The 26,840-nt window shown below is 31.8% G+C and carries 25 protein-coding genes; 14 read left to right on the forward strand and 11 right to left on the reverse strand.

The annotated features are described in order from the left end of the window. The first annotated feature begins 1 nt into the window (after position 1). From APS56_RS12135 to APS56_RS12165, 7 genes are all read left to right on the forward strand, one after another. Positions 2 to 2,242: a patatin-like phospholipase family protein gene (locus APS56_RS12135; RefSeq protein WP_082379455.1), complete on the forward strand. Its 2,241-nt coding sequence runs from the start codon at positions 2 to 4 to the stop codon at positions 2,240 to 2,242. Positions 2,243 to 2,372: 130 nt separating this feature from the next. Beyond that, entirely contained in the window at positions 2,373 to 3,155 is a 783-nt protein-coding gene (locus APS56_RS12140; RefSeq protein ID WP_054728531.1) for a DUF3108 domain-containing protein, read from the forward strand. A 5-nt stretch (positions 3,156 to 3,160) separates the two neighbouring features. Continuing rightward, entirely contained in the window at positions 3,161 to 4,081 is a 921-nt protein-coding gene (locus APS56_RS12145) for a tryptophan 2,3-dioxygenase family protein (RefSeq protein WP_054728534.1), read from the forward strand. Continuing rightward, on the forward strand, positions 4,036 to 5,355 hold the full coding sequence (locus APS56_RS12150; RefSeq protein ID WP_054728537.1) for a M23 family metallopeptidase: 1,320 nt from the start codon (positions 4,036 to 4,038) through the stop codon (positions 5,353 to 5,355). The genes APS56_RS12145 and APS56_RS12150 overlap by 46 nt, the downstream gene beginning before the upstream one ends. After that, a complete protein-coding gene (gene pgi, locus APS56_RS12155; protein ID WP_054728540.1) occupies positions 5,355 to 6,974 on the forward strand; it encodes a glucose-6-phosphate isomerase in 1,620 nt (539 codons plus the stop codon). The genes APS56_RS12150 and pgi overlap by 1 nt, the downstream gene beginning before the upstream one ends. Positions 6,975 to 7,148: 174 nt before the next feature. Then, a complete protein-coding gene (locus APS56_RS12160) occupies positions 7,149 to 10,433 on the forward strand; it encodes a TonB-dependent receptor (RefSeq protein ID WP_054728542.1) in 3,285 nt (1,094 codons plus the stop codon). Positions 10,434 to 10,549: 116 nt separating this feature from the next. Then, positions 10,550 to 10,990 carry a hypothetical protein gene (locus APS56_RS12165; RefSeq protein WP_054728545.1) on the forward strand — a complete coding sequence of 147 codons (441 nt, stop codon included), beginning with the start codon at positions 10,550 to 10,552 and terminating at the stop codon, positions 10,988 to 10,990. Positions 10,991 to 11,004: 14 nt separating this feature from the next. On the opposite strand, the gene APS56_RS12170 is transcribed toward APS56_RS12165, so the two are convergent. After that, positions 11,005 to 11,430 (reverse strand): hypothetical protein, encoded by a 426-nt coding sequence (locus APS56_RS12170; protein WP_054728548.1) that lies wholly within the window; start codon positions 11,428 to 11,430, stop codon positions 11,005 to 11,007. Between the two features lie 185 nt (positions 11,431 to 11,615). Between APS56_RS12170 and greA the strand changes: the two genes are divergently transcribed. Continuing rightward, positions 11,616 to 12,089, forward strand: a complete 474-nt coding sequence (gene greA, locus APS56_RS12175; RefSeq protein WP_054728551.1) for a transcription elongation factor GreA — start codon at positions 11,616 to 11,618, stop codon at positions 12,087 to 12,089. A 130-nt stretch (positions 12,090 to 12,219) separates the two neighbouring features. Further along, positions 12,220 to 12,609: an HIT family protein gene (locus tag APS56_RS12180; RefSeq protein WP_054728554.1), complete on the forward strand. Its 390-nt coding sequence runs from the start codon at positions 12,220 to 12,222 to the stop codon at positions 12,607 to 12,609. Here APS56_RS12180 and APS56_RS12185 read toward each other — a convergent pair. Both APS56_RS12185 and APS56_RS12190 read right to left on the reverse strand, forming a co-directional pair. After that, positions 12,590 to 12,934: a hypothetical protein gene (locus APS56_RS12185; protein WP_054728557.1), complete on the reverse strand. Its 345-nt coding sequence runs from the start codon at positions 12,932 to 12,934 to the stop codon at positions 12,590 to 12,592. The genes APS56_RS12180 and APS56_RS12185 overlap by 20 nt on opposite strands. Then, positions 12,934 to 14,088: a sensor histidine kinase gene (locus tag APS56_RS12190; protein WP_054728562.1), complete on the reverse strand. Its 1,155-nt coding sequence runs from the start codon at positions 14,086 to 14,088 to the stop codon at positions 12,934 to 12,936. Before APS56_RS12190 ends, APS56_RS12185 begins: the two co-directional genes overlap by 1 nt. 153 nt (positions 14,089 to 14,241) lie before the next feature. Here APS56_RS12190 and APS56_RS12195 point away from each other — a divergent pair, with 153 nt between their 5' ends. Both APS56_RS12195 and aat read left to right on the forward strand, forming a co-directional pair. Continuing rightward, the gene (locus APS56_RS12195) at positions 14,242 to 14,619 is read left to right on the forward strand and encodes a DUF3127 domain-containing protein (RefSeq protein ID WP_054728567.1); all 378 of its coding nucleotides are present in this window, start codon (positions 14,242 to 14,244) and stop codon (positions 14,617 to 14,619) included. A 141-nt stretch (positions 14,620 to 14,760) separates the two neighbouring features. Next, the gene (gene aat, locus APS56_RS12200) at positions 14,761 to 15,387 is read left to right on the forward strand and encodes a leucyl/phenylalanyl-tRNA--protein transferase (protein ID WP_054728570.1); all 627 of its coding nucleotides are present in this window, start codon (positions 14,761 to 14,763) and stop codon (positions 15,385 to 15,387) included. 47 nt (positions 15,388 to 15,434) lie between these two features. On the opposite strand, the gene APS56_RS16785 is transcribed toward aat, so the two are convergent. Together APS56_RS16785 and APS56_RS12210 are read right to left on the reverse strand one after the other, a co-directional pair. Further along, positions 15,435 to 16,124 (reverse strand): DUF2490 domain-containing protein, encoded by a 690-nt coding sequence (locus tag APS56_RS16785; protein ID WP_082379342.1) that lies wholly within the window; start codon positions 16,122 to 16,124, stop codon positions 15,435 to 15,437. A gap of 32 nt (positions 16,125 to 16,156) precedes the next feature. Beyond that, positions 16,157 to 16,723, reverse strand: a complete 567-nt coding sequence (locus APS56_RS12210; RefSeq protein WP_054728576.1) for a DNA-3-methyladenine glycosylase I — start codon at positions 16,721 to 16,723, stop codon at positions 16,157 to 16,159. A 104-nt stretch (positions 16,724 to 16,827) separates the two neighbouring features. On the opposite strand from APS56_RS12210, the gene APS56_RS12215 reads away from it, so the two are divergent. Then, entirely contained in the window at positions 16,828 to 17,445 is a 618-nt protein-coding gene (locus APS56_RS12215; RefSeq protein WP_054728579.1) for a thioredoxin family protein, read from the forward strand. Here APS56_RS12215 and APS56_RS12220 read toward each other — a convergent pair. The 3 genes from APS56_RS12220 to uppP are packed head-to-tail and all read right to left on the reverse strand — an operon-like array spanning position 17,429 to position 19,729. Continuing rightward, positions 17,429 to 18,154 (reverse strand): hypothetical protein, encoded by a 726-nt coding sequence (locus APS56_RS12220; RefSeq protein WP_236778417.1) that lies wholly within the window; start codon positions 18,152 to 18,154, stop codon positions 17,429 to 17,431. The two genes, APS56_RS12215 and APS56_RS12220, sit on opposite strands and share 17 nt — an antisense overlap. 53 nt (positions 18,155 to 18,207) lie before the next feature. Continuing rightward, positions 18,208 to 18,927, reverse strand: a complete 720-nt coding sequence (gene truB / locus APS56_RS12225; RefSeq protein ID WP_054728582.1) for a tRNA pseudouridine(55) synthase TruB — start codon at positions 18,925 to 18,927, stop codon at positions 18,208 to 18,210. A gap of 4 nt (positions 18,928 to 18,931) precedes the next feature. Next, on the reverse strand, positions 18,932 to 19,729 hold the full coding sequence (gene uppP, locus APS56_RS12230) for an undecaprenyl-diphosphatase UppP (protein WP_054728585.1): 798 nt from the start codon (positions 19,727 to 19,729) through the stop codon (positions 18,932 to 18,934). A gap of 95 nt (positions 19,730 to 19,824) precedes the next feature. Here uppP and APS56_RS12235 point away from each other — a divergent pair, with 95 nt between their 5' ends. After that, on the forward strand, positions 19,825 to 20,949 hold the full coding sequence (locus APS56_RS12235; RefSeq protein WP_054728588.1) for a glycerate kinase: 1,125 nt from the start codon (positions 19,825 to 19,827) through the stop codon (positions 20,947 to 20,949). 148 nt (positions 20,950 to 21,097) lie between these two features. Here APS56_RS12235 and APS56_RS12240 read toward each other — a convergent pair whose 3' ends face one another. The 3 genes from APS56_RS12240 to APS56_RS12250 form a co-directional block, all read right to left on the reverse strand. Then, the gene (locus tag APS56_RS12240) at positions 21,098 to 21,349 is read right to left on the reverse strand and encodes a DUF3098 domain-containing protein (protein WP_054728592.1); all 252 of its coding nucleotides are present in this window, start codon (positions 21,347 to 21,349) and stop codon (positions 21,098 to 21,100) included. An 88-nt stretch (positions 21,350 to 21,437) separates the two neighbouring features. Beyond that, complete coding sequence (locus APS56_RS12245; RefSeq protein WP_054728596.1) at positions 21,438 to 22,316, reverse strand: cell division protein FtsX; 879 nt, start codon at positions 22,314 to 22,316, stop codon at positions 21,438 to 21,440. A 202-nt stretch (positions 22,317 to 22,518) separates the two neighbouring features. Continuing rightward, positions 22,519 to 23,439: a DMT family transporter gene (locus APS56_RS12250; protein ID WP_054728598.1), complete on the reverse strand. Its 921-nt coding sequence runs from the start codon at positions 23,437 to 23,439 to the stop codon at positions 22,519 to 22,521. A gap of 239 nt (positions 23,440 to 23,678) precedes the next feature. On the opposite strand from APS56_RS12250, the gene APS56_RS12255 reads away from it, so the two are divergent. Then, positions 23,679 to 26,753 (forward strand): leucine--tRNA ligase, encoded by a 3,075-nt coding sequence (locus APS56_RS12255; RefSeq protein ID WP_054728601.1) that lies wholly within the window; start codon positions 23,679 to 23,681, stop codon positions 26,751 to 26,753. Positions 26,754 to 26,840 lie beyond the last annotated feature (87 nt).

Raw genomic sequence — 26,840 nt, forward strand, 5'->3', positions numbered from 1 at the left:
TTTGAAAGTTAAATTTATCATATTTATCCTTTTTGTATTGGTATCGTTTTCTGCAAAAACGCAAAACGACAAGGTTAGAAACACCCCAAAAGTAGGTTTGGTTTTAAGTGGTGGTGGAGCAAAAGGTATGGCGCATATTGGTGTGTTAAAAGTAATTGATAGTTTAGGTATACAAATTGATTATGTAGCAGGAACTAGTATGGGATCTATGATTGGTTCCTTATATGCTTCGGGTTATTCGGGAAAGCAGATAGATTCTATTTTTGCTACTTTAAATTTTGATGATTTTATTAATGACAATTTGCCAAGAGAAGCAAAAACATTTCGCGAACGAGAAAGTTCAGAAAAATATGCAATAACCCTGCCTTTTGATGATTTTAAACTCAAATTTCCTACGGCATGGTCTAGAGGACAAAATGTTTATAATTTACTTTCTAGATTAGTAATGCGTGTTAATTCTATTGATGATTTTGAACAATTGCCTATTCCTTTTTTCTGTATGGCCACAGATGTTGAAACTGGTCAGGCTGTTATGCTCAATAAAGGAAATTTAGCACAATCTGTTATGGCAAGTAGTGCTTTGCCTTCTTTGTTTCAGCCAGTTGTTATAAATAATCAGGTTTTAATTGATGGGGGAGTTATAAATAATTATCCTATTGATGAGTTAAGAGACAAGGGCATGGACATTATAATTGGTGTAGATGTTCAAGATGATTTGGCTACCAGAAAAGAACTGGTTTCTGCACCAGAAATTTTGCTTCAAATAAATAATTATAGAACGATTAGAGATATGAGGCTAAAGTCTGGAAAAACAGATGTATATATAAAACCAGATATTAAGGATTTTAATGTAATTTCATTTGATGAAAGTAAGCAAATTATCAGCTTAGGAGAAAAGGCAGCTTTAAAAAAAGATTCAATACTTAGTAAAATAGCGTCACAGCAATTAAATAAAACCAAACGAATAAAACCTACAAAGTTAGCAGATACAATAAAAATTCATTCCATTAAAATTGACGGATTAAATAATTATACTAGAGCTTATGTTTTGGGTAAATTAAAGCTAAAAAGTAATACCGAAACCAGTTATGCCGATTTTAATAAAGGCGTCAATAATTTAATTGCAACTAATAATTTTGATAGTTTTTTGTATGAATTGGAACCTTCTGATAGTGGAGAAGGATATGATTTAAATACAAAATTGACTGAAAGTGATAAAACTACTTTTTTTCGAGCAGGTATTCATTATGATGATTTATACAAAAGTTCGTTGTTACTCAATCTTACAAAAAAACAGTTATTTGCTAAAAGTGATATGGCATCATTAGACTTTATTCTTGGAGATAATGTAAGGTATAACTTTGAATATTACATAGATAAAGGGTTTTATTGGAGTATTGGTTTACGTTCAAGATTTGATGAGTTTAATAGAAATGTTGCAGCCCAAGCTATATATCCACCAAATGAAGAAATGCTGGTTAATATCAATAAAATAGCCTTAAATGTAAATGATTTTACAAATCAGATTTATTTACAAACGCTTTTTCGTAAAGATTTATCGCTTACGTTAGGAGCGGAGCATAAAAGGTTAAAGTTAACATCACAAACCATTACAAGTAATAGTGATGAAGAAGAGACTGTTTTTGAAAAAAGCGATTATTTAAGCTTATTTGGAAATCTTAAATTTGATACTTATGATAATAAGTATTTTCCAAAAGAAGGGTTTTTATTTGATGGAGATTTTAATATGTATTTATATTCATCAGATTTCAATAACAATTTCTTGAACTTTTCCATAGCAAAAGGAACCATTGGATATTCATTTAAGTTGTCAAAGGTTTTTTCTATAAATTTAGAACAGCAAGGTGGTTTCAGAATTGGTGAAGATGCAAATCCGTATCTTAATTTTGGACTTGGTGGCTACGGAAACCGCTTTATAAATAATTTTGTTCCATTTTATGGATATGATTTTATAGCTCTTTCAGGTGATAGTTTTATAAAAGGAACATTTACTTTAGATGCTGAAATTTTCAGGAAACATCACATTAACTTTGCGGCAAATTATGCTACTGTAGCAGACGATATTTTTACTTCAAATGACTGGGTATTAAACCCAAACTATTCAGGCTACGCATTAGGCTATGCTATTGAAACCTTCATAGGCCCTATTGAAGCTAAATGTACTTGGTCTCCAGAAACAAAAAAAAGTATTTGGTTTTTTAATATAGGTTTTTGGTTTTAATATAAGCAACTAAAACCCTTTTAATATTTAAATGGCTACAATAAATTTTATATTTTTGGAACAGTAATTGTAATTCATTAATACAACCAAGGAAAATATAAAAGAAGTTAAATTGCAATTATCAAAAAAAATGAAAAAATCACTACTTACATTATTTATAATTGTTACAGTCCAAACCAGTTTTGCTCAGGCCGAAGTTGCATTTGATACAGGCGAATGGTTTAAATTTAGAATGAGTTATAGTGGTTTTTTAAAGGCTGGAAATGCAACGCTTCATGTAAAAGATGCTAACCTAAATGGAAAAGATGTTTACCATGTTGTTGGAAATGGTTGGACCACTGGTATGATAAAATGGTTTTTTAAAGTTAAAGATAGATACGAAAGCTATTTTGATAAAAAAACCATACGACCATATAAATTTGTTAGAAATATTGATGAAGGGGGCCATACTAAGGATATAGAAATTGATTTTGATCAAATAAATAACAAAGCCTACGTAAATGATAAAAAGCATAAAGAGAAAAAGGTTTTTGATACAAAACCGAATATTCAAGATATGGTATCTACCTTTTATTATTTGCGAAATAATTTAGAAACTAAAACCTTAAAGGTTGGAGATGAGGTTAAGGTAGATATGTTTTTTGATGAAGAAAATTACGGATTTAAATTAAAATATTTAGGGGAGGAAACTATAGAAACTGATTTTGGTGAAATAGAGTCTCTTGTTTTTAGACCATATGTAATGGCAGGACGTGTATTTAAAGAAGAAGAAAGTTTAACCCTTTGGGTGTCAAAAGATAAAAATAAAGTACCTTTACGTATTAAGGCAGATTTAGCTGTAGGCTCCTTAAGGGCCGATTTAGAAGGGTTTAGAGGCCTAAAACATTCTTTCAATATTGTTGTTAATAATTAAAACATTTGGATTCAAATATAACAAACCGACTTAAACAAAAATTTGATAGTTTAGATCAAGATTTAGAAACTCATTTAGAGGGTTTGTTCTATAGTAAACCAATTACTTATTGGGACTACATTCAAACGGATGCATTGTTAAATCTACAAGTACAACGTACTACATTGCCAGATGAGATGGTGTTTATTATGTACCATCAAATTAATGAGCTTATTTTCAAAATGATTCTATCAGAAACAAATCAGATAGCTCAAAATGAATCCATTAATGCCTTAATTTTTTTAGATAAAATACAGCGTATTACACGTTATTTTGAAATGCTTACTACCTCATTTAGTATTATGAAAGAAGGTATGGATGTAGAGCAATATTCAAATTTTAGAACCACTTTAACACCTGCAAGCGGTTTTCAAAGTGCACAGTATAGAAAAATTGAATTTGCATCTACAGAACTTGTTAATTTGATAGATAAGCGGTTTAGGGATGATTTTGATTCTAATACAACGTATGAGAAAGCTTTTGAACATTTGTATTGGCAAGCTGCAGGAAAAGATTATAAAACAGGAAAAAAAACCTATACATTAACAATTTTTGAACAGAAATACAAAGACGAATTTATTAGATTTGCAAAGTTTCATGAAACACGCAATTTGTGGAGTGTTTTTAAAACTTTACCACAAGCAGACCAAGATAACAAGTCTTTGGTAGAGGCCATGCGTCTATATGATTATACCGTAAACATAAAGTGGGTAATGGTACATTATGAAGCTGCAAATCATTATTTAAATATTGGTGGTCATACCACTGAAGCAACAGGAGGAAGTGAATGGGTAAAATATATGCATCCAAAATATCAGAAAAGAATATTTTTTCCAAATTTATGGACAGAACAAGAGTTAGAAAATTGGGGAAAAGTAGTGTCTTAATTTTATTAATGACTATAAGCCTAACAGCTTGTAAGGGAAAATCAGAAGACTCCAATTTTTCAGATGAAGATTTAGCTGCGGCAGAGTTTATTGAAGAATCTGTTTATGAGTTTGGATTTAAGTTAGACGATTTTATTGTTAAAAGAGATACCGTAAAAAACGGTGATAGTTTTGGTTTAATTCTTGAACGTAATAATATAGGTTATCCTAAAATATTTCATATTGCAGAAAAGGCAAGAGATACTTTTGATATTAGAAAACTCCAAATAGGAAAACCATACACTTTATTATGTGCTAAAGATTCTTTAGAAACTCCAAAGTCATTTATATACCAGCCAAATGTTGAAGAATATGTGGTGATTAATTTTGAAGATTCTATACATGCTTATACCAGTAGAAAGCCAATTACCTATGTAGAAAAAATGGCTACTGGTGTTATTTCTAATAATATATCTCAAACTCTAGAAGATCAAGGTTTAAGTCCAAGGTTGGCCTATAAAATGGCAGATGAAATTTATGCGTGGACAATTGATTTTAGACGTCTTCAAAAAGGAGATCGTTTTAAAGTTATTTATACAGATAAATACATTGATGATTCTATTTATTCAGGTGTAGGAAAAATAAAAGCAGCCTATTTTGAACATAATAAAGAACCTTTTTATGCATTTGAATTTAAAACAGATACTGCAAAAGGTATTGTTGATTATTTTAATGAAGAAGCTAAAAACTTGCGCCGTGCTTTTTTAAAAGCTCCAGTTCAGTTTAGTCGTATTTCATCACGATATAATTTAAAAAGGCGAATTGCGGTTTATGGTTTTCAATTACGCCCGCATAAAGGTACAGATTTTGCGGCTCCTATAGGGACTCCCATTATGGCAACAGCAAATGGTACTGTTACAAAATCTGCTTATGCTGGTGGCAATGGCAATTATGTGAAAATTAGACATAATGCTACTTACGAAACTCAGTATTTGCATATGAAAAAACGCAATGTTAAGGTGGGCCAATTTGTAAAACAAGGTGATATTATTGGTTGGGTTGGCATGACAGGTAATACTGGAGGGCCACACGTTTGTTATCGTTTTTGGGTTAATGGAAGTCAAGTAGATCCGTTTAAGCAAAAATTACCAGAAGCCAAGCCTATTTCAGATAGTTTGAAAATTAAATTTTCGGAGTATATTCAGCCTATAAAATCAAAATTAGACAGCATTCCTTTTGATGAGATTATTTCTAAAAACGAATCAAATACTAACTTAATTACACAGCTAAACTAATGGCGCTACCAAACATTAACCCAACAGAAACAAACGCTTGGAAACAGCTTGAAAAACATTTTGAAACTGTAAAGGGCCTTCAAATGAAAGAATTATTTGCTCAGGATAAAAAAAGAGCAGAAAAATATACCATTAATTGGGAAGATTTTTATTTAGATTTTTCTAAGAACCGAATTACCGATGAAACTTTAAGGTATTTATTACAGTTAGCAGATGAAGTTAAGTTAAAAGAAGCTATTCAAAGTCAATTTTCAGGAGAAATAATCAACCAAACAGAAGGTCGAGCAGTTTTACATACTGCTTTACGAGCACCAAAAAAATCTGATTTTAAAGTAGATGGTGTTAATGTGATGCCTGAAGTGTATGCTGTTAAAGAAAAAATAGAAGCATTCACAAATGAAGTGGTTAATGGTGAAAGAAAAGGCTTTACAGGGAAAGCATTTACGGATATTGTTAATATAGGTATTGGGGGGTCAGATCTTGGTCCAGCCATGGTAGTTGATTCATTGCAGTTTTATAAAAATCACCTAACTACACATTTTGTAAGCAATGTAGATGGTGATCATGTAAATGAAGTCATTAAAAAATTAAATCCAGAAACCACCCTTTTTGTTGTAGTTTCAAAAACATTCACTACACAAGAAACCCTTTCAAATGCTAATACACTTAAAACATGGTTTTTAAAAACGGCTAATGAGGCTGCTATTGCAAAACATTTTGTGGCAGTTTCAACTAATATTGATAGTGTAAAGAATTTTGGAATTGATGAAAATAACGTATTTCCCATGTGGGATTGGGTTGGAGGGCGTTTTTCACTATGGAGTGCCGTTGGTTTAACCATTAGTTTAGCTGTAGGTTATACTAATTTTGATAACCTCTTAAAAGGTGCTAACAAAATGGATACCCATTTTAAAAATGAAGATTTCAATTCAAATATTCCAGTAATTTTGGCTTTATTAAGCATTTGGTATAATAATTTTTTTAATGCAGAAAGTGAAGCCATTATACCATATTCTCAATATTTAAATCAGTTTGCTACTTATTTGCAACAAGGCATTATGGAGAGCAATGGAAAAAGTGTTGATAGAAACGGAAATCCAATTAATTATCAAACAGGAACAATTATTTGGGGTGAGCCAGGAACAAACTCACAACATGCCTTTTTTCAGTTAATACATCAAGGGACAAAATTAATTCCGGCTGATTTTATAGGGTTTGGAAAGTCATTGCACGGTAATCAAGATCACCAAGATAAATTAATGTCAAATTTTTTAGCTCAAACCGAAGCACTTTTAAATGGAAAAACAGAGGCTGAAGTTGTTGCTGAGCGTACAGAAAAAAACATTGTTCCTTTTAAAATATTTAAAGGCAATAAGCCTACAAACACCTTATTTATAGAGAAACTAACTCCAGAAAGTTTAGGAAAACTAATTGCTATGTATGAACATAAAATATTTGTTCAAGGCATTGTTTGGAATATTTTTAGTTATGACCAATTTGGTGTTGAATTAGGAAAGCAATTAGCAGGTAAAATTTTACAAGAATTTAACAATGATATTGTTAACAATCATGATTCTTCCACTCAAAATTTATTGAATCATTATAAGAAAATGTCTTAAAAAGATAAATAAAACAAAATTTAACACTTAAAAAAGCATTTATATGAAAAATATAAATGCTTTTTTATTTATCTACTACAAATCATATATGTTAACAATAAGTTAATAATGGAGCTATAATTATACGTATTTTTGCATCGACTAATTTCAAATAATTAATAGATAACTAAAATTATGAAAAAAATCAAACAATTTTTATTGATGACAGCAGCATTGTTATGTACTGCCGTTGTGATGGGACAAGTAACGTCGTCTAGTATGAGTGGTCGCGTTACAGATGCTCAAGGGACTGTTATGGGAGCCACTGTAGTAGCTACTCATACGCCTTCAGGTACTACTTATGGAAGTATCACAAATAGTGAGGGGCGTTTCAACTTACCTGGTATGCGTGTTGGTGGACCATATACCGTGGAAGTATCTTTTATTGGATATGGAACAAATACTACAAGTGATATTATGATTAGATTAGGGGCACCTTATGTTCACGATGTTGTTTTATCTGAAGAAAATGTAACTTTAAGTGAAGTTTTTATTTCTGCTAAGAGATCAAAGTTTTCAGCAGATAAAACAGGAGCAACAACTAATATTTCTAACACAGAAATGTCAGCAATGCCTACTATCGACAGAAATATTTCTGATATTGCACGTATATCTCCATTTGCAAATGGTATGAGTATGGCAGGTGGTGATGGTCGTTCTACTAACTTTACGGTAGATGGTGCTAATTTTAACAATAACTTTGGTTTGAGCTCTAGCCTACCAGGAGGAGGAAATCCTATTTCATTGGATGCTATTGAAGAGGTTCAAGTGGTAATTGCTCCTTTTGATGTGCGTCAAACAAACTTTATTGGAGGTGGTATAAACGCAATTACTAAGTCAGGAACAAATAAATTTAAGGGGTCGGCTTATACGTATTTCAATAATCAAGACATGCGAGGAAACAAAATTAACGGTGTTGATTTTGGAGAGCGTAATGAAGAGTCTACAACAACTTATGGTGTAACTTTAGGAGGGCCAATTATTAAAAATAAACTATTCTTTTTTGTTAACGCAGAATCTGTAGTTACTCCAGGTCAAGTTGTTAATTGGAGACCCTCAGAAGATGGTGTTGCAAATTTAGATTTATCACTTTCACGTACTAGTACGTCAGATATGGATTTAGTTAGAGATCATTTAATTTCTAACTATGGTTATGATCCAGGTTCTTATACTGATTATCCTGGTGATGAAACTAATAAAAAACTGCTTGCTCGTGTAGATTGGAATATCAATGATGCAAATAAATTGAGTGTACGATATAATTACGTTAAAAACCAAGGATGGAATGCAACTAATGGTAACTCAAACAATGCTGGTTCTCGTAATAGAAATGCGGATCGTATTTCGCAATATTCTATGGCTTTTTCTAATTCTATTTATTCAATGGATAATATAGTAAATTCATTTTCATTGGATTTAAATACTAGAATTTCAGATAAACTTTCAAATCAGTTTTTAACTACGTATTCAAAAATACAAGATGCACGTGGTACAAATTCGTCGCCATTCCCTTTTATCGATATTATGAATGGACTTGATGAGTTCGGAAATCAAATTGACGAACCTTATATGTCTGCTGGTTATGAATTGTTTACTTGGAATAATGCTGTTAATAACAATACATTTACTGCTATAAATAACTTGACTTATTATTTAGATAATCATACCATTACAGGTGGTATAAGTTTTGAGCACCAATTAGCTAATAATTCATATATGAGAAACGGTACAGGTTACTACCGTTATTCTAGCCTTGACGATTTCCTTAATCAAGCTGCTCCACGTGATTTTGCTCTAACATACGGGTATGATGGAGAAGAAAACCCGAATGCTGAGGTTGCTTTTACCCAATTAGGAATTTATGCTCAAGATGAATGGAATATTAATGCAGATTTTAAATTGTCTTATGGTATTCGTGCCGATTATTTAAAGTATAAAGATGATTTGATTAGAAATAATGCTATTTATGATTTAGATTATGGAGGAACAAGAATTGATACTGGTAAGTGGCCAGATGCAAATGTTCAATTTTCGCCAAGAGTTGGTTTTACCTGGGATATAAATGGCGATCAAACTATGAAACTTCGTGGAGGAACCGGTGTTTTCTCAGGAAGATTACCATTAGTATTCTTCACAAATATGCCAACCAATTCAGGAATGGTACAAGGAAGTTATGCTGCTACTACTACATATAATGCAGATGGTTCAGTAAATGTGGTTAATCCTGCTTTAGCTGGCTTAGCGGGTCCTATGATTACTGATGTTAGTGAGATGATTGATAGATTGAATTTACCGAGCACTATTACTCCAGAAGATGGTGTTTTACCATATGAAATAAATGGCGTAGATCCAGATTTTAAAATGCCACAAGTATGGAAAACTGCTTTAGCAATTGATTATCAAGTTCCTGTTTCTTTCCCATTATCAGTTACATTAGAAAGTGTATACACTAAAACCATGAATGGTGTGATGCTTAAAAACTATAATGTTGAACAGCCAGATGCTACATGGCAACGTTTTTCTGGTCCTGACGACAGGTATATTTATCCAGATAATGCTGATATTACATATAATTCAACTAATGCTTTTGTGTTATCAAATACAAGTGAGGGATGGAGTGCTATTGGTAACATAACAGTTAATGCGCAGCCAATAGAAGATTTAAACTTAATGGCTGCTTATACCTATACTGAATCAAAAGAAATATCAGGCATGCCTGGTAGTAATGCTTCTTCTGCATATTCTGGTTTAGCTGCAGTTAATGGACCGCATTTGCCAGAACTTCAACGTTCTGAATATGTAGTGCCTAGTAAATTGATTGGTTCTGCTTCATACAAGATTCCTTGGGCTAATAACACATTAAAATCGGCTACTTTAGTTAATATATTCTATTCAGGTTATTCACCTAATGGATATAGCTATACATATGCTAATGATATGAATGGTGATGGTTTTACAACTGATTTAATTTATATTCCAAGTGGAAGAGGAGATATTAATTTTGTTACTACCGCAGACGAGGATGCTTTTTTCAAATTTATGGAACAAGACGATTACTTAAGTTCTCATAAAGGTGAATATGCTGAAGCAAATGCAGCACGTAGTCCTTGGGTTCATAGTTTTGATTTGAGATTAGCTCGTGAATATTATATAAATGTAGGTGAAACTAAAAACACGTTACAATTTACTTTTGATTTTATAAATGTAGGTAATATGTTAAATTCAAAATGGGGTGTAGAACAAATTAATAGTATCTCTAACAATGCACAGGTTTTGAATTATGAAGGTGTGGACGCTAATAATGAGCCTACTTTCTCTTTCGTACAAGATGGAGGAGAATATTTAACGGAGTCTTATGATTATAATTACTATTTTGGTAATGCTTGGAAACTTCAAGTAGGTGTTAAATATTCTTTCTAAAGGAAGAAATTAGTATATAATTTTATAACCGCTTTAACAGATAGATGTCTGTTGAAGCGGTTTTTTTATGAATTATAATGATTACATTTGCCTAAATTTTAAACAACTATCTTGCTATGTACAATACTATATTAACACTTCATTCTTATTGGGCTTATTTAGTACTTATTATTTTAATTTTGGCTGTTGCAAATGCCTTGTTGAAAACTTTTGGTGATAAGGAATACGAAGCCAAAGATTTTAGAATAGCATTATTTGCTTTAATAGTATCTCATATTCAATTATTAATTGGATTGTTGCTTTATTTTGTATCGCCAAGGTTGCAAGTTTTTGCAGAATTGGGCATGGGAGGTGTTATGAAAGATGCTGTAAATAGATTATACTTAGTAGAGCATCCTTTTATTAATATTATGGCTATAGTATTAATAACTATAGGTTATTCTAAACATAAAAAGAAACTAACTTCAAATGCAAAACTAAAAACCGTAGCTATTTTTTATACCATAGCTTTAGTTTTATTTTTATCAAGAATTCCTTGGAGTACTTGGATGGCTTAAACAAGCTTTAAAGGCTAATTAGTAATATAAAGTGTGTTTCCAGTTTGTTTAACAGGATAAAACTTTAAGCTACACCTTAAAGTACTATCATACAATGGGGTGCCTGTTGCTAAACTGTAAGTATTACCATTTCCACAATTACTTGATGCTTCCAAGCCAGACGGAACAAGTGGAGAGCATGTGTTTGGAATATAGTTAGGATCACTTGCATCCCAAGCATAGAAACTGGAATTGATATTGGCAACTATAATGCCTGCATTGCCTTCATTAGGAATATATACTGAGTTACCTGTATATTGTAATTGTCCATATTCTGGGAGGTTTAAATTTACAGGAACATTAACCCCTACATTTAAAAGGAATTTACAATTTTCATCTTCTTCATTTTCACTACAAGTAAAACAAGTTAAAAGAAATAAAAAACAAAAGAATAATCTCATAATTTGGGTTTAAAAGTGCAATTTACAATAAAAAGAACATTGAATTAAATATTTTGTATATTTGAAGAGCTATTATTGCATTAGCAAGTATTTAGCTTTAGGCTGTCTAATAAAGTCCAGTTGACTTTTTAGACAGCCTAATTTTAGTAAAAAACAATTGATTTTATATATTAAACGATGAAGTTATGAGTAAAGTATCATATTACACTCCTGAGGGATTGAAAAAGTTACGGGATGAATTAAAGCAATTGAAAGACGTGGAGCGTGTTAAAGCTTCTAAAGCCATTGCTGAGGCTAGAGATAAAGGTGATTTAAGTGAAAATGCTGAATATGATGCAGCTAAAGAGGCACAAGGAATGTTAGAAATGCGGATTTCTAAGTTAGAAGATGCTTTGGCAGGTGCGCGTGTAATTGACGAATCACAATTGGATACTTCCAAAATATTAGTGCTATCTAAAGTGAAAATAAAAAACCAAACCAACGGTATGGAAATGTTATATACCTTAGTAGCTGATGGTGAAGCTGATTTAAAATCAGGTAAAATTTCAGTTAATTCACCTATAGGTAAAGGACTGTTAGGTAAATCTGTTGGCGATGTTGCTGAAATTCAGGTGCCAAATGGTGTTATAAAATTTGATATAGTAGAAATTTCAAGATAAACTTTAGCAGGAATTTTATTTCCTATAATTAGCTATAATCAACAAAAAGATTCTTATTTTGACTGAAACCATTCAGTTTTAAACAAGAATCTTTTTATATATTTACAATAAACCTAACTCTCAACGCGCTATGGCTTCCATATTTACTAAAATTGTTAACGGTGAAATTCCTTGTTATAAAATAGCTGAAACAGATGATTTTTTAGCTTTTCTTGATGTTAATCCTAACAGTGTAGGACATACGCTTTGTATTCCTAAAAAAGAAGTGGATAAAATTTTTGATTTAGATGAAATGACTTATAATGGATTGATGAGTTTCTCTAGGGATGTCGCTAAAGCATTAAAAAAAGCGGTGCCCTGTAAACGCATTGGTTTAACGGTTATTGGTTTAGAAGTACCTCATGCCCATGTACATTTAATTCCATTACATTCTATGGATGATGCTCGTTTTCTCCAAAAAGTAAAAATGACACCAGAACAATTTGAAGATATTGCTGCTTCTATAAGAAAAGAATTATAATGGTTGCTATAACTATTAAGGCTATTGGTATGGAGATAAGAAACCATGCCAATTTTTTTAAGCGAAAAATCTTTTTTTTGGGCTCAAAGGCTTTTTTTTGATATTCAAAAACGCCTTCAATATCATCTGTCCAGCGTTCTGGGTATATAATAGAATGACAGATATTACATTTCAATTTTTGAGATATTTCGTTGGTCATGGATTTATAAAAGGGAGTTTCAATAAATTTTTGCTTAAAAGTTAACTGCAAACCATCTTTACTATAACATTCAGGGCAATTATTGTTTAAGGAAACTTTTTTTATGTTTATAAACTTTTCTTTCATTATAAAAAAACACGTTTGAAATTTATTTGGAAAGTTGTGCCATTGTCTATTTCAGATTGCAACACTTTAATTTTTCCGTCATGAAATTCTTCAATGATACGTTTAGTGAGCGATAGTCCTAATCCCCATCCACGTTTTTTTGTGGTATAGCCAGGTTCAAATATTGTATTAAATTGTTTTTTAGGAATACCTTTTCCAGTATCGGTAATTGTAATCATAACATTAGCTTCTAATTGTGATATTTCAATGCTAATTTTCCCACGACCTTTCATAGCATCAATAGCATTTTTTACTAAATTTTCAATGGCCCAACTATAAAGTTGCTTGTTTAAATTTACAGGAATATTTGCGTTAGGGGTTATAAGTTCAAATGTTATTAATTTAGAGGAACGTGCTTTTAAATAATCGTAAGAATTGATGGTTTCTTTAACAATGTCTGTAACTTCTAACACTGGAAGTGAACCTATTTTGCTAAAACGTTCTGTAATAGTTTTTAAGCGGTCAATGTCTTTTTCAATTTCAACTATATATTCAGGGTCAACTTTTTCGGCTTTTAAAATTTCAGTCCATCCAATTAATGATGAAAGTGGTGTGCCAATTTGATGAGCGGTTTCTTTTGCCATACCAGACCAAAGTTTGTTTTCGTCTGAACTTTTATTGCTTTTGTAAAAGAAGAAAAGCACGGCAGCAAATAAAAAGATAATGAGCAACAACGCTAAAGGGTAGTATTTTAACCTGTTTAATAATTCAGAATTTCCATAATAAATAGTACTAATGATATCATTTCCTAATTGTACAGGTATTGGGTTATTTTCCTGTTTAAAGCGTAATATTAGTTTATCAATTTGTTCAGGGGTACTAATTTTTGCGGAGTCAATATTATTGTAACTGTATAAGCTGCCATTCTTGTTAATTACTAACATGGGGGTACTTTTGTTACTGCTTAATATTTTAAGAGTAAGATCTAAATTTGTATTGTCATTAGAGTTTACCAAATCCGTTTGAGCAAACGACCAGTTTTCCATTTTAGCACGCTCTTCATCTTTAAAATGCTGAAAAAATTCGTAAGTTTTCCATAAAATAAGAGATACGACTAAAAATGATGTAGATATTAAAATCCAGCGTAACGTATTTCTATACTTAGTAAAAATCATGAGTGACTCAAATTATTTTGTAATATAATGCAAATCTGTTAATATTATTGTTCAACTTGTTAGTAAATCGGTTTTTAGTTGAAAGTTAGATTGGTTACATTTGTAAAACTTTTTAAGTAAAAATAGTGTAATTAATTAGATATAAATAAGTTAATGGAAGTTCAAGGAAGAATTAAAATGGTAGGCGAAACTCAATCTTTTGGGAGTAATGGGTTTAGAAAAAGAGAAATTGTAGTGACTACAGAAGAGCAATATCCACAACATATTATGGTGGAGTTTGTTCAAGATAAATGTGATTTATTGAACAGTTACAAAGAAGGACAACAAGTAAAAATTAATATCAATTTACGTGGTAGAGAGTGGGTAAATCCACAAGGAGAAACAAAATATTTCAATTCTATTCAAGGATGGAGAATAGAAGCTTTACAAGCAGAAACTGGAGGTACAGGTGTACCTCCAGTTGCACCAGCAGATGCTTTTGAACCAGCAGGTGATTTAAATGAAGAAGATCATGACGATTTGCCTTTTTAATAGTTTTGCAGTTAAACTGAATATTACTGAAAAATAGCAGATATTTCATTTTGAAAGTAGCAAGTGTAACTTGTTAAACGTTTCAAAAATCAAACCTCAATGTTTTATAAAATGTTGAGGTTTGTTATTTTTATATATTTTATGCAATATCTTACTCCAAATATGCCATTTCCAGCTGTAATTAATGCTTCTCCTGAAGGATTGCTTGCTATTGGAGGGGATTTGTCAACAGAGCGTATAATAGAGGCTTATAAAAAAGGAATATTCCCTTGGTTTGGTAATGACGATCCTATTTTGTGGTGGTCGCCAGATCCGCGATTTGTACTCTTTCCTGAAAAGTTAAAAGTTTCAAAAAGTATGAAACAAGTGTTGCGAAAAGTAGATTATAAAATAACAATTAACAAAGCTTTTGAAGAGGTTATAACAGCGTGCTCTATGTCAAAACGGGTTGGGCAAAATAGCACCTGGATAACGAGTGGCATGCAAAAAGCTTATGTAGATTTATATAAATTGGGTTATGCAAAATCTGTTGAAGTCTGGAAAAATAATAAATTGATTGCAGGATTGTATGGGGTTGATTTAAACAATGGTGTTTTTTGTGGAGAAAGTATGTTTACTAAAGAGAGTAATGCAAGTAAAGTAGGGTTTATTACGTTTGTTCAAAATACAAATTATAAGCTTATAGATTGTCAAGTATATACGAATCATTTGGAAAGTTTAGGTGCCGAAGATATTTCAAGAGCGTCTTTTTTAAAATATTTAGAATGAAATATAAATGTTTTTAAAACTCTTAAATAACAACATAAAACAAAACTTTAAATTTTCAAAATTGCAGAAGTTAACAAAAACAAATAATTTTTTGCAGAGATATTTAAAGCCTCAAATCTGTGTTCTAATCCTGTTTGGAATTTTAAGGTTTTAGCCAATTGCCAGCCTATGAATATTGTTGTTCTAGAATCTATTTCAGGAGCAGATACCTCTTTGAGACTCCATAAACCTTCAAGGGCACTCATTAAAAAGGGCTCTCCAATGTCCAATGTATTACCTACTAGAGGCAGATCGACTGCAAACCGGTAGCGCTGTCTAAATATGGTTTTTGTTTCTAAAATACGTTGTTCTGCTCTAAATCGATGCCTTAGCCTAATTTTATTAATTTTTTTGGAGGCGCTAAATTGTTCCATAAATCGCAATTCATCACTTCCTGTTTCAAAAAAGGCTCTATTTCTGTAATAGGCTCCAAGACTTAGTTTATGTTTGGAGTTTATATTGTAAGTTGAAAAATGAAAAACATCTAATTGCTGCTGTTTATACTGAAGTTCGTTTATGTTGTATAAAAAATAACGACTTCTAAAAGCAAAATTTACATTGTATTTTTTTGAAACTTTATGATTTAATGAAAGTGCAGATTCTCCAATGCCTATAAGCGTATTTTGAGAAAAAGCATTAAAAGTTAAAAAAAACAGTAATATGTAAGGGTAATTTTTGATAGAATAGATATTTAAAATAAGAAACTAAATATTGTGTAAAATTATGAAAATTAAACTTGATGGTATCTAAAACAATTAATTTCATGATCATTTACCATACCTGTAGCTTGCATATGCGCATATACAACTGTGGGGCCCACAAATTTAAACCCTCGTTTCTTTAAGTCCTTACTTATAATATTGCTAACAGTGGTAGATGCGGGAGCATTTTTGTAATTTTTAAGAGTATTCTTTATGGGTTTTCCATCTACAAACCCCCATATATATTTGCTAAAACTTCCAAATTCTTCTTGAATTTTTATAAAAGCTATAGCATTGGTAATGGTTGCATATATTTTAAGTTTATTTCTAATAATACCTGCATCTAGAAGTAAAGTATCAATTTTATTTTGCTTATAACGGGCTATTTTTTTATAGTCAAAATCATCAAAGGCTTTTCTGAAATTTTCACGTTTTCGTAATATCGTAATCCAACTTAATCCAGCTTGAAAGGTTTCTAAAATTAAAAATTCAAAAATCGTATTATCATCATGAACGGGTACGCCCCACTCCGTATCGTGGTAGGTTTCGTATAAAGGATCGCCTATGCACCAACCACATCTGTGCTTTTTATTCATAAGTTTTGTAAGGTTAAAAGTAAAAGTATGACAAAAATCATCTTAATTAAAATTAGTAGCGAGTAAATTTGTTTTGTCTTATTTTACTTAGAAAATATAAGCCTATGGATTCTATCATAAAAAAAAGTTTAGAGAAAAGTATAAATTATCAAGAATATCGAAATTTGTTAACACATTTATCTGAAACTAATAGTGCTACGGGGTTTGAAATAACGGAAGATTTAGTGAATTATACTAAACTGAATGATAGGCGTATGAAACGATGGGATAAAACGGTTAAAGTATCTAATGCCGATAAGAATATTATCTCAGAATTTAAACAAAAAATTACGTGGTTAGTGATTACTGAAAGTTGGTGTGGAGATGCTGCGCATGTATTGCCTGTTTTAAATAAAGTAGCTGAGCTAAGTGATTATATAAACCTTAGGGTAGTACTTCGAGATGAAAATCCAGAATTAATGAATGCGTTTTTAACAAATGGAAGCAAATCTATTCCTAAACTGATTATGATAGATGATGCTACAGGAGATGTATTAAATACGTATGGTCCTAGGCCAAGCGAAGCAGCCAGTTATGTTAAAAGATTTAAAGCGAAAAATGGTACTTTAACACCAGAATTTAAAGAAGATTTACAACACTGGTACAATAAAGACAAAGGTCAAAATATTATTAAAGATCTTATTCAATTATTGTATAAATATCAATCTAATGTTTACCAATAAAATAAAAAGTAATAGAGCCTAATTGCGATTTTTTTGAAGCATCTTCACTAAATTGAGCTTCTTTGGCGTATTCCATTGCATGTTCAATTAAGCATTCATTTGACGATGTTGAAGATGTGTTTAGATAAGTTTTAGTTACCTTTCCTTTTTCATTTACAGTAATGTTAATAACAATTTTTCCTCCTTCTTCGCATAAATAAATTGGGGTTGGTAAAAAACGATGAGTTCTATCCTTTAAAGAATAATGCATTGTGCTTTTCTTGTTTACACGCTCGGCTTTTTGTTGCTTCAATAATTCATTTACTTTGCTAAAAGAAGATAAGTCTTCTTCGTTTATAGCAGGTGTGGTTGTTGGCTTTTTTTTGTAACTGTATGGACTTTCTCCTTCGTTACCAGTATGCTCATCTGGTTTTGGAAATTCGTAATCTTCTGGAGGTGCAATGGGTTTATATGCTTGTGCAAAATGTTTGGTTTTCTGCGTTTCATTAAAGGCCTGGTTGGTCTCCGCTTTACTATTGTTAATTTGTTCTAAGGCTTCAATTGTTTTTATTTCTTCTTCGGTAAGTTTTTTTTCGGGTTCTAATTCATAATAACTTTCTGAAATAAATTCATCATGTTGTTTAAGGTTTAAATTAAACACAGCCATAACCACAGTTCCTGAAAGAAAGAAGGTAATGAGTAAAGCTTTATGTTGATCTGTTAGGTGCAAATAGATAACAATTCATATAATTTATATACCGAATATACGTAAAAATATGACATTTAGTTTTTTAGCCTGCTTATAAATTCTTCAACAGTTACAGCATTTTCAACATTAAAATGTCCTATTTTGGTTCTTCGCAGCGCAGATAAATGAGCGCCAGAATTCATTGCTTTTCCAAAATCATTAGCCAAAGAACGGATGTAGGTGCCTTTGCTGCAAACTACTCTAAATGTTATGTTTATTGTGTTGGTATTGGGTGTAGATGATATGTGATTAATGTTTGTGATTTCAAATTCTGAAATAGTTACTATTCGGGGTTTTACCTCAACAGTCTCTCCTGCTCTGGCAAATTCATAGAGTCGTTTACCATCCTTTTTTATCGCTGAAAATATAGGTGGAAATTGCTGAATATCACCTAAAAACTGAGAGGTGGTTTTAAAAATTAAATCATCAGTAATATGCTTGATTGGAAAGGTTTCATTAATTTCTGTTTCCAAATCAAAAGATGGTGTTGTTGCCCCTAAAACAATAGTTCCTGTATATTCTTTTACCTGTGCTTGAAAGGTGTCAATTTGTTTTGTCATTTTCCCAGTACATAGTACTAATAAGCCAGTTGCTAATGGATCTAAAGTACCCGCATGGCCCACCTTTATTTTTTTAATATTGAAATTTTGACGTATTTCCCAACGCAATTTGTTAACAACCTGAAATGAGGTCCAATGCAATGGTTTATCAATTAATAATACTTGACCAGATAAATAATCTTCTTTAGAAACCATGCTACTAAGTATTTAATAATGAAAATACAATAGCAATAAGGCCAACAATAATACAGTAAATGGCAAAATAAGTTAGCTTGCTTTTTTTAACTAATGCAATCATCCAAGTGCATGCAAATAAACCTGCCACAAAAGCAGACACAAAACCAATGGAAAGAGTAGTAAAATCATGATTACTGTTAGATAAATTGCCACTTAATATGTCTTTAGCAATTTTTCCAAAGATTAATGGAACCACCATTAAAAAAGAAAAACGCGCAGCTTTGTTTTTGTCATTTCCCAATAATACGGAGGTTGAAATGGTAGCTCCCGAACGAGAAATACCCGGTAACATAGCAATGGCTTGTGAGACTCCAATAACAAAAGCATTTTTAAAGGACACCTTTTTGTCGGTATCCTTAGCTTTATCTGCAAGAAACAACAAAACAGCTGTAACGATAAGCATGCAGCCTACCAATAAAACATTGCCACCAAATAATGCTTCTAACTGTTCTTCAAAAAATAAACCGACTATGACTGCTGGAATCATTGAAATAGCAATTTTTGAAATGAATTGTAAATCGTCATTCCATTCAAATTTAAGAGCACCTTTTGTAAGGTTTAAAATATCTTTTCTAAAAACCACAATGGTGCTCAAAGCAGTTGCAAAATGCAGTACTACAGTAAAGAGTAAGCTTTCTTCAGGAACAGAATTATCGCCAAGAATGGCTTTTCCTAATTCTAAATGTCCACTTGATGAAACTGGTAAAAACTCGGTAAGTCCTTGGATTATGCCGAGAATGATAGCGTCTATTATTTCCATGGGGTAAAAATATTAAAATACTAACACAAATGCTTACTATCAATTAAATTATAAAATGTTATTTTAGAAAAGATAAATAGACTCAAATTGAATTGATGAAAATTGTAATAGCTCCCGATAAATTTAAAAACTCTTTGACTGGTTTGGAGTTTTGCAATGCAGTTGAAGCAGGTATAAAGTCTATAAAACCCAGTACAGATATAGTTAAGTTACCATTGGCTGATGGTGGTGATGGCACAATGGAGGTTGTTAATTATTATCTAAAAGGTCATAAGGTTAAAGTGCTTGTAAATAATCCTTTTTTTCAGCCTCTTGTTGCTACTTATTTGTATTCAAAAGTCACAAAAACAGCATGCATAGAAATGGCAGAAGCCTCAGGTTTAAAATTATTAACAGAGGGCCAATTTGATTGTAAGAATGCTACAACGTTAGGCACTGGAGAAATGATTTTGGATGCTATTAATAAAGGTGCAACCAAAATTATTTTAGGGATTGGTGGTAGTGCTACCAATGATTGTGGTATAGGTATGGCAAAGGCTTTGGGGTATCGTTTTTTGGATAAAAAAAATAGAGAAGTTAAGCCTATTGGTGCTAACTTGTCAAAAATAGTAGCTATAGATGTTAGTCATGTAAACACAAAACTAATGGAGGTTGATTTTAAAATAGCTTGTGATGTTAGCAATCCATTGTTTGGTAAAAACGGCGCTGCTTATACATATGGTTCTCAAAAAGGCGCCACTGAAACAGATATAAAAATGTTGGACAAAGGGTTGCAAAATTTTTCTAAAATCATAGAAGCTGTTTTTAATGTGGATCCACAATCAACTAAAGGGGCAGGTGCCGCTGGTGGTATGGGCATTGCCGCAAAAGTGTTTTTAAATGCTTGTATAGTGCCAGGCGTTCAGCTGATAAAAAAAATAGCAAATTTTGACTCTAAAATTGAAAATGCAGATTGGATCATTACGGGCGAAGGGAAGTTGGATTCTCAAACATTTTCGGGTAAAACAATAGCTGGCGTAATTGCATCAGCTAAAGCGAAAAAAATAAAATTAGCTGCATTTTGTGGTATTGTAGATTTAGAAAAAAACGATGTTAAAAATTTTGGAATTCATTATGCTGATGCAGTATATAATTATACTAAAAGCTTAAAAGATGCCATGGAGAATGGATATCATTATGTACAGAAAATAGCAATGACTTTTGCAAAAAATAGTTTGTGATAATTTTTTTACAGATTGGGAGTGGTTCCTGTAATCAAAAATAATACAATGTCATTCATTCATAAAAGGACTTGAATTACTCAACATTAATTAATTATACTAAATCAATAAATTTGGTGTAAAACCTAAGTGATATCTCTTTTTGTAGCTATTTATTTGGGTTTAATAAAATAGCATAAATTTCAATGCCAAAACCTAAAAGCACAAGCATAGGTGCTAAACGAATACGACGAAAATTAAAGATTTCAGGATTAAAAACATTAGGGTCGTCACTACCACCACCTGACATTAAAATAAAGCCAAGAGCAATGCACGCCAAACCAATAAACATAAATTTATAGTTTTTTTTTCCAAAAATAAATTCAACTTTAGCGGTTTCTTTTTGTTTTTTCTCTCCCATAATAACTTCCGTAGAATAATTCAATGCAAATTAAAAGATTTATTTAAAACAATACTGTTAAGAGTATAATAATTTGTTTTGTTCAAAGCTAATAATATAACTCATCAGTACGTAAATTTAAGAAACGTTGTGTTGCAATATGTGTACTAATCCAAGTAATAATAATACCTAAAGTAAATACAAATGCAAACAATAAAACCACCAAAATAGGATTGCTCAGTAGCTCTAATTCAACAAAGGTTTTATTTAGATAGTAAAGAACAATAGCCATACCAATGAGTGCTAAAATAGCGCCAATCATACCCAATCGAACGCTTTTCCAAACAAATGGGCGTCTAATAAATTGTTTAGTAGCTCCTACCATTTGCATGGTTTTTATGGTAAATCGTTTGGAATAAACTGCTAATCTTATGGAGCTATTAATTAGTAAAACAGCTATAAATGTAAAAATACCACTAATAACTAACACCCAAAAACTTATTTTTTTAACGTTATCATTCATTAAATTTACAAGGTCGTTGTCATAAGTTACTTCATCTACAAAGGTTTTGGTTAAAGCTTCAGTAGAAATTTTTTCAAGATGTTCTGAGGTTACAAAATCGGCTTTCAAATGAACGTCTATGGAGTTTTGTAACGGATTGTATCCAACAAAATCCATAAAGTCTTCACCGTTTTCAGCTTTCATAAATTCAGCAGCCTGTTCTTTGGAAACATATTCGGTAGATTTTACATAATCTGCCATTGCTAAGCTTTTTTCAAGTTGTTTAGTTTCAACCTCCTTTGCTGTGTCTTTTAAATATATAGTTACAACTACTTGTTCTTTAAAATGATCTGAAACTTTTTTGGCATTTAGAATTAGCATGCCTAATAATCCCAATAAAAACAAAACTAAAGCAATGCTCAAAACCACTGAAAAGTAGGAGGAGATAAGTCTGCGTTTTTGGTGTTTTTCAAATGATGAACTCATAAAAGGATATAAATTAATGATGTAAAAATAGTAAAGAATATGAAAAGATTCTTCAAAAGACTTAAGTCTTTTGTTTTCAAGTTAAATTGTTCTCTTGCAAAACTAAAAAGGCACAAATTTTAATTAAACTAAAACCAATCAGAAAAGTAAAACTTTTTTAATTTAAAACTCATAGGTTTAATATCAACGTATCTACCTTTAATTATTGTTTTATAATCACTTTTTTTTCTGGCTTACTTATTAAATATACACCAGCGGCAACTACAAAACAGCTTAGTATTTTTATAAAATTAATGTCTTCTGCGTATGCTTCTTGCATAAATACATAAGCTAAAATACTTACTATTAAAAAACTAACAACGGGCTGCAAATAAGTGTAGCTACTAGTGACCGACGGTACTAAATGTTTAAGAGCGTAGATATTGAATAAGTATGCAAAAAAGGTAGTAAAAAGTACAACATAACCAATAGTGAGGTAAGTGTTTAGAGTAAATGCTTCAAAATCTGTATTTAAAAAATCGTTAAGTCCAAAGGGTAGAACATATAGAAACCCAAGTAAAAATATCCAACTAACAACAGTAATGGCTTGATATTTATTCATTAAAGTTCTGGCAATAACTAAGTAAAGGCCATAAGAACTGGCATTTAAAACAACTAATAAGTTTCCTAAGATAGAGCTTGTGCCATCGGTTTTATTGCCATAAACTATTAAAAATATTGCACCAATTGACCCTAAGGTAATTCCTGATAGTTTATTTTTAGTTATGCGTTCTTTTAAAATGAAGTAACTAAAAATTAAAACAACTATAGGGGTGGCTGTGGTTATAATGGAAGCATCTATAGGTGATGTTAAATTGATACCGTGAAAAAACAACATTTGATTTGCTGCACCGCCGAACAAACCACAAAGTGCTAATCTTAGCAAATCTTTTCTTTCAATTTTTTCTTTAACAAATAGCAATTTAATTGTCCAAAATAAAATAACGCAACAAGCAAGGCGAATAAAAACAAACGATGTTGGACCAATTTTATTTGGCATAATACCTTTGGCTATAATGTAATTGGCACCGTAAATAATATTGGCTCCTAAAAGTGCTAAATGTGCTTTTGTTGAATTCTTCACTATAAAATGCTGTTTTAAAAAAGGGCAAAACTACAAATTGCTTTCCTAAAGAAAGCATTCTAAGCATATTATTAAAAAGACTAAAAAAACTTAATTTGCTAACACTTCTTTGTTTTCTTTTTAAAACGTAAATTTGCGCTTTTAAATTTCGTCATTACAAGCGTGATAGTGTGGGAGCTTTTTAAATGATTGCTTCAATTTCACCTTCTTTGTAATGACGTTCATATTTTTGTTAGACGATGATATATAATTTCAACGAGATAGATGCCAAGTGGCAAGAGTATTGGGCCAAAAATCAAACGTTTAAAGCCGAAAACCAAAGTGATAAACCTAAATATTATGTTTTGGATATGTTTCCTTATCCAAGTGGTGCCGGTTTACATGTTGGGCATCCGTTGGGTTATATTGCTTCCGATATTTATGCGCGTTACAAACGTCATCAAGGTTTTAATGTATTGCATCCGCAGGGTTATGATAGTTTTGGGTTGCCTGCCGAGCAGTATGCCATTCAAACAGGACAACATCCAGCGCTTACAACGGCTGAAAATATTAAAACTTACCGCCGCCAGTTAGACCAAATAGGGTTTTCATTCGATTGGTCGCGTGAGGTAAGAACCTCAGATCCGAGTTATTACAAATGGACTCAGTGGATTTTTATACAATTATTTAATTCATGGTATAACGTTGAGGCTGATAAAGCTGAAGACATTTCAGAATTAATCAAAATTTTTGAAAACGAAGGTAATGCTAATGTAAATGCAGTTTGTGATGACAATATAGAAGTATTTTCAGCCAATGATTGGAACGCATATACCTCAGAACAACAACAACAAATATTATTACAATATAGACTAACGTATTTAGCTGAAACCGAAGTAAATTGGTGCCCAGCTTTAGGAACCGTTTTAGCAAATGACGAGATTGTTAACGGCGTTTCCGAGCGTGGTGGATATCCTGTAATTCGTAAAAAAATGACCCAATGGAGCATGCGAATTTCAGCGTATGCTGAGCGTTTACTTCAAGGCTTAGAAACTATTGATTGGACAGATTCTTTAAAGGAAAGCCAGCGTAACTGGATAGGGAAATCTGTTGGTGCATCGGTTACTTTTAATGTAAAAGATTTTGATGCACAAATAGAAGTGTTTACCACGCGCCCTGATACTATTTTTGGTGTAAGTTTCATGACCTTGGCACCAGAACACGAATTGGTAACTAACATAACAACACCAGAGCAAAAAGAAGAAGTAGAGGCTTATATTTTAGCAACTGCAAAACGTAGCGAGCGCGATAGAATGGCTGATGTAAAAACCATTTCTGGTGCTTTTACTGGGACATATGCAGAACATCCCTTCACTAAAGAACCTATTCCTATTTGGATTGGCGATTATGTTTTAGCAGGCTACGGAACAGGAGCTGTTATGTCAGTGCCATGCGGAGACCAGCGTGATTATGCTTTTGCAAAACATTTTAATATTCCAATTATAAATATTTTTGAAGGAGTTGATATTTCAACAGAAGCGTTTTCAGATAAAGACAAAACCATAATTGCAAATAGTGATTTCCTTAACGGGCTTAATTATAAAAAAGCAACAAAACGCGCCATTTTTGAATTAGAAAAGATAAGCCAAGGCCAAGGTAAAACCAATTACCGCTTACGTGATGCCGTATTTTCACGTCAACGTTATTGGGGTGAGCCATTTCCTGTGTATTACGTAAATGGCATGCCGCAAATGATTGCAACCGAGCATTTACCTATACAATTGCCAGAAGTAGAAAAATATTTACCAACCGAAACCTGTGAGCCGCCTTTGGGAAATGCTACCGTTTGGGCTTGGGATACTAAAAACAATAAAGTTGTATCTAACGATTTAATTGATAATGAAACGGTACATCCATTGGAGTTAAATACCATGCCAGGTTGGGCAGGAAGCTCGTGGTATTTTAACCGTTATATGGATCCTACTAACACCGAAGAATTTGCAAGCCAAGAGGCGTTAAATTATTGGAAAGATGTAGATTTATACATTGGTGGAAGCGAGCATGCTACGGGGCATTTATTGTATGCGCGTTTTTGGCAAAAATTCTTGTTTGATAAAGGGGTTGTTCCTGTGGATGAGTTTGCTAAAAAACTGATTAACCAAGGGATGATACTTGGTACTAGTGCTATAGCTTTAAATATAACGAGTGTTCGTATTTCTAAATTGGTAAAACCTTATGAAGTTACTAATGATAAATTAAGTTTTTCTGTAGATAGTTCAGCGTATAGTTCTTCAATTTCAAAAACAAATATTTTAGTTTCAAAAGATATTTTGTTTGAAAGTATAAATGCTAAAGATTCTGTAAATGCCTCACAAATTAATGAGGTCCATCATGACCCTTCCAAAAAGAATAATCTTTATAATATCGTTTTAGAAGAATTAAATTTAGAGGAAGAGGTTAAGCAAGATTTGAATGAAGGAAAAGCATTATTAACATATTACTTGAGCCCTATTCGAATAGATGTTAAGTTAGTTAATTCATCAAATGAAATAGATAAAGACGAGTTTGTTGCAAAAAAAATAAATAAGCACTTCGTTAATGCTATTTTTATTAAAGAAGAAGATGGTACTTTTAAAGTGGGAAGAGAGGTTGAGAAAATGTCAAAAAGGTGGTTGAATGTTGTTAACCCTGAAGATATTTGTAAAGAATACGGCGCGGACAGTTTGCGATTATACGAAATGTTTCTTGGGCCTTTAGAGCAATATAAACCTTGGAATACCGCAGGTATTACTGGGGTTCACAGTTTTCTTAAAAAACTGTGGAAATTATATGTTGGCGAAAACGGTTTAACAGTAAATGATGAAGCACCAAGTAAAGACAGTTTAAAAACATTGCATAAAACCATTAAAAAAGTTCAGGAAGATATTGAAAGCTTTTCGTTTAATACTTCGGTTTCCTCTTTTATGATTGCTGTAAATGAGTTAACCCAACAAAAATGCACTAGTAAAGAAGTTCTGGAGCCGTTATTGATTTTAATTTCGCCTTATGCGCCGCATATTGCAGAGGAACTGTGGAAAATGATAGGGCATAATGAATCTATTTCTACAGCAAGTTTTCCTGTATTTGATGAAAGCCATTTGGTTGAAACGAGTAAAAATTACCCCATTTCATTTAATGGAAAAATGCGTTTTACCTTAGAGTTACCGTTGGATATGAGCAAAGAAGCTATTGAAAAAACGGTTATGGCACACGAAAAAACACAAGAACAATTAGGGGGCAGAACACCTAAAAAAGTAATTGTGGTACCTGGTAAAATTGTAAATATTGTTGGCTAAGGTTGTTGATATTACATTGTTGAATGTGATTTTTAGTAATTTATTTTTCTATTCTTGTCATGTTGAAATAAGGTGTAATTGCAACAT

Source organism: Pseudalgibacter alginicilyticus (assembly GCF_001310225.1).
Classification (GTDB): Bacteria; Bacteroidota; Bacteroidia; order Flavobacteriales; family Flavobacteriaceae; genus Pseudalgibacter; species Pseudalgibacter alginicilyticus.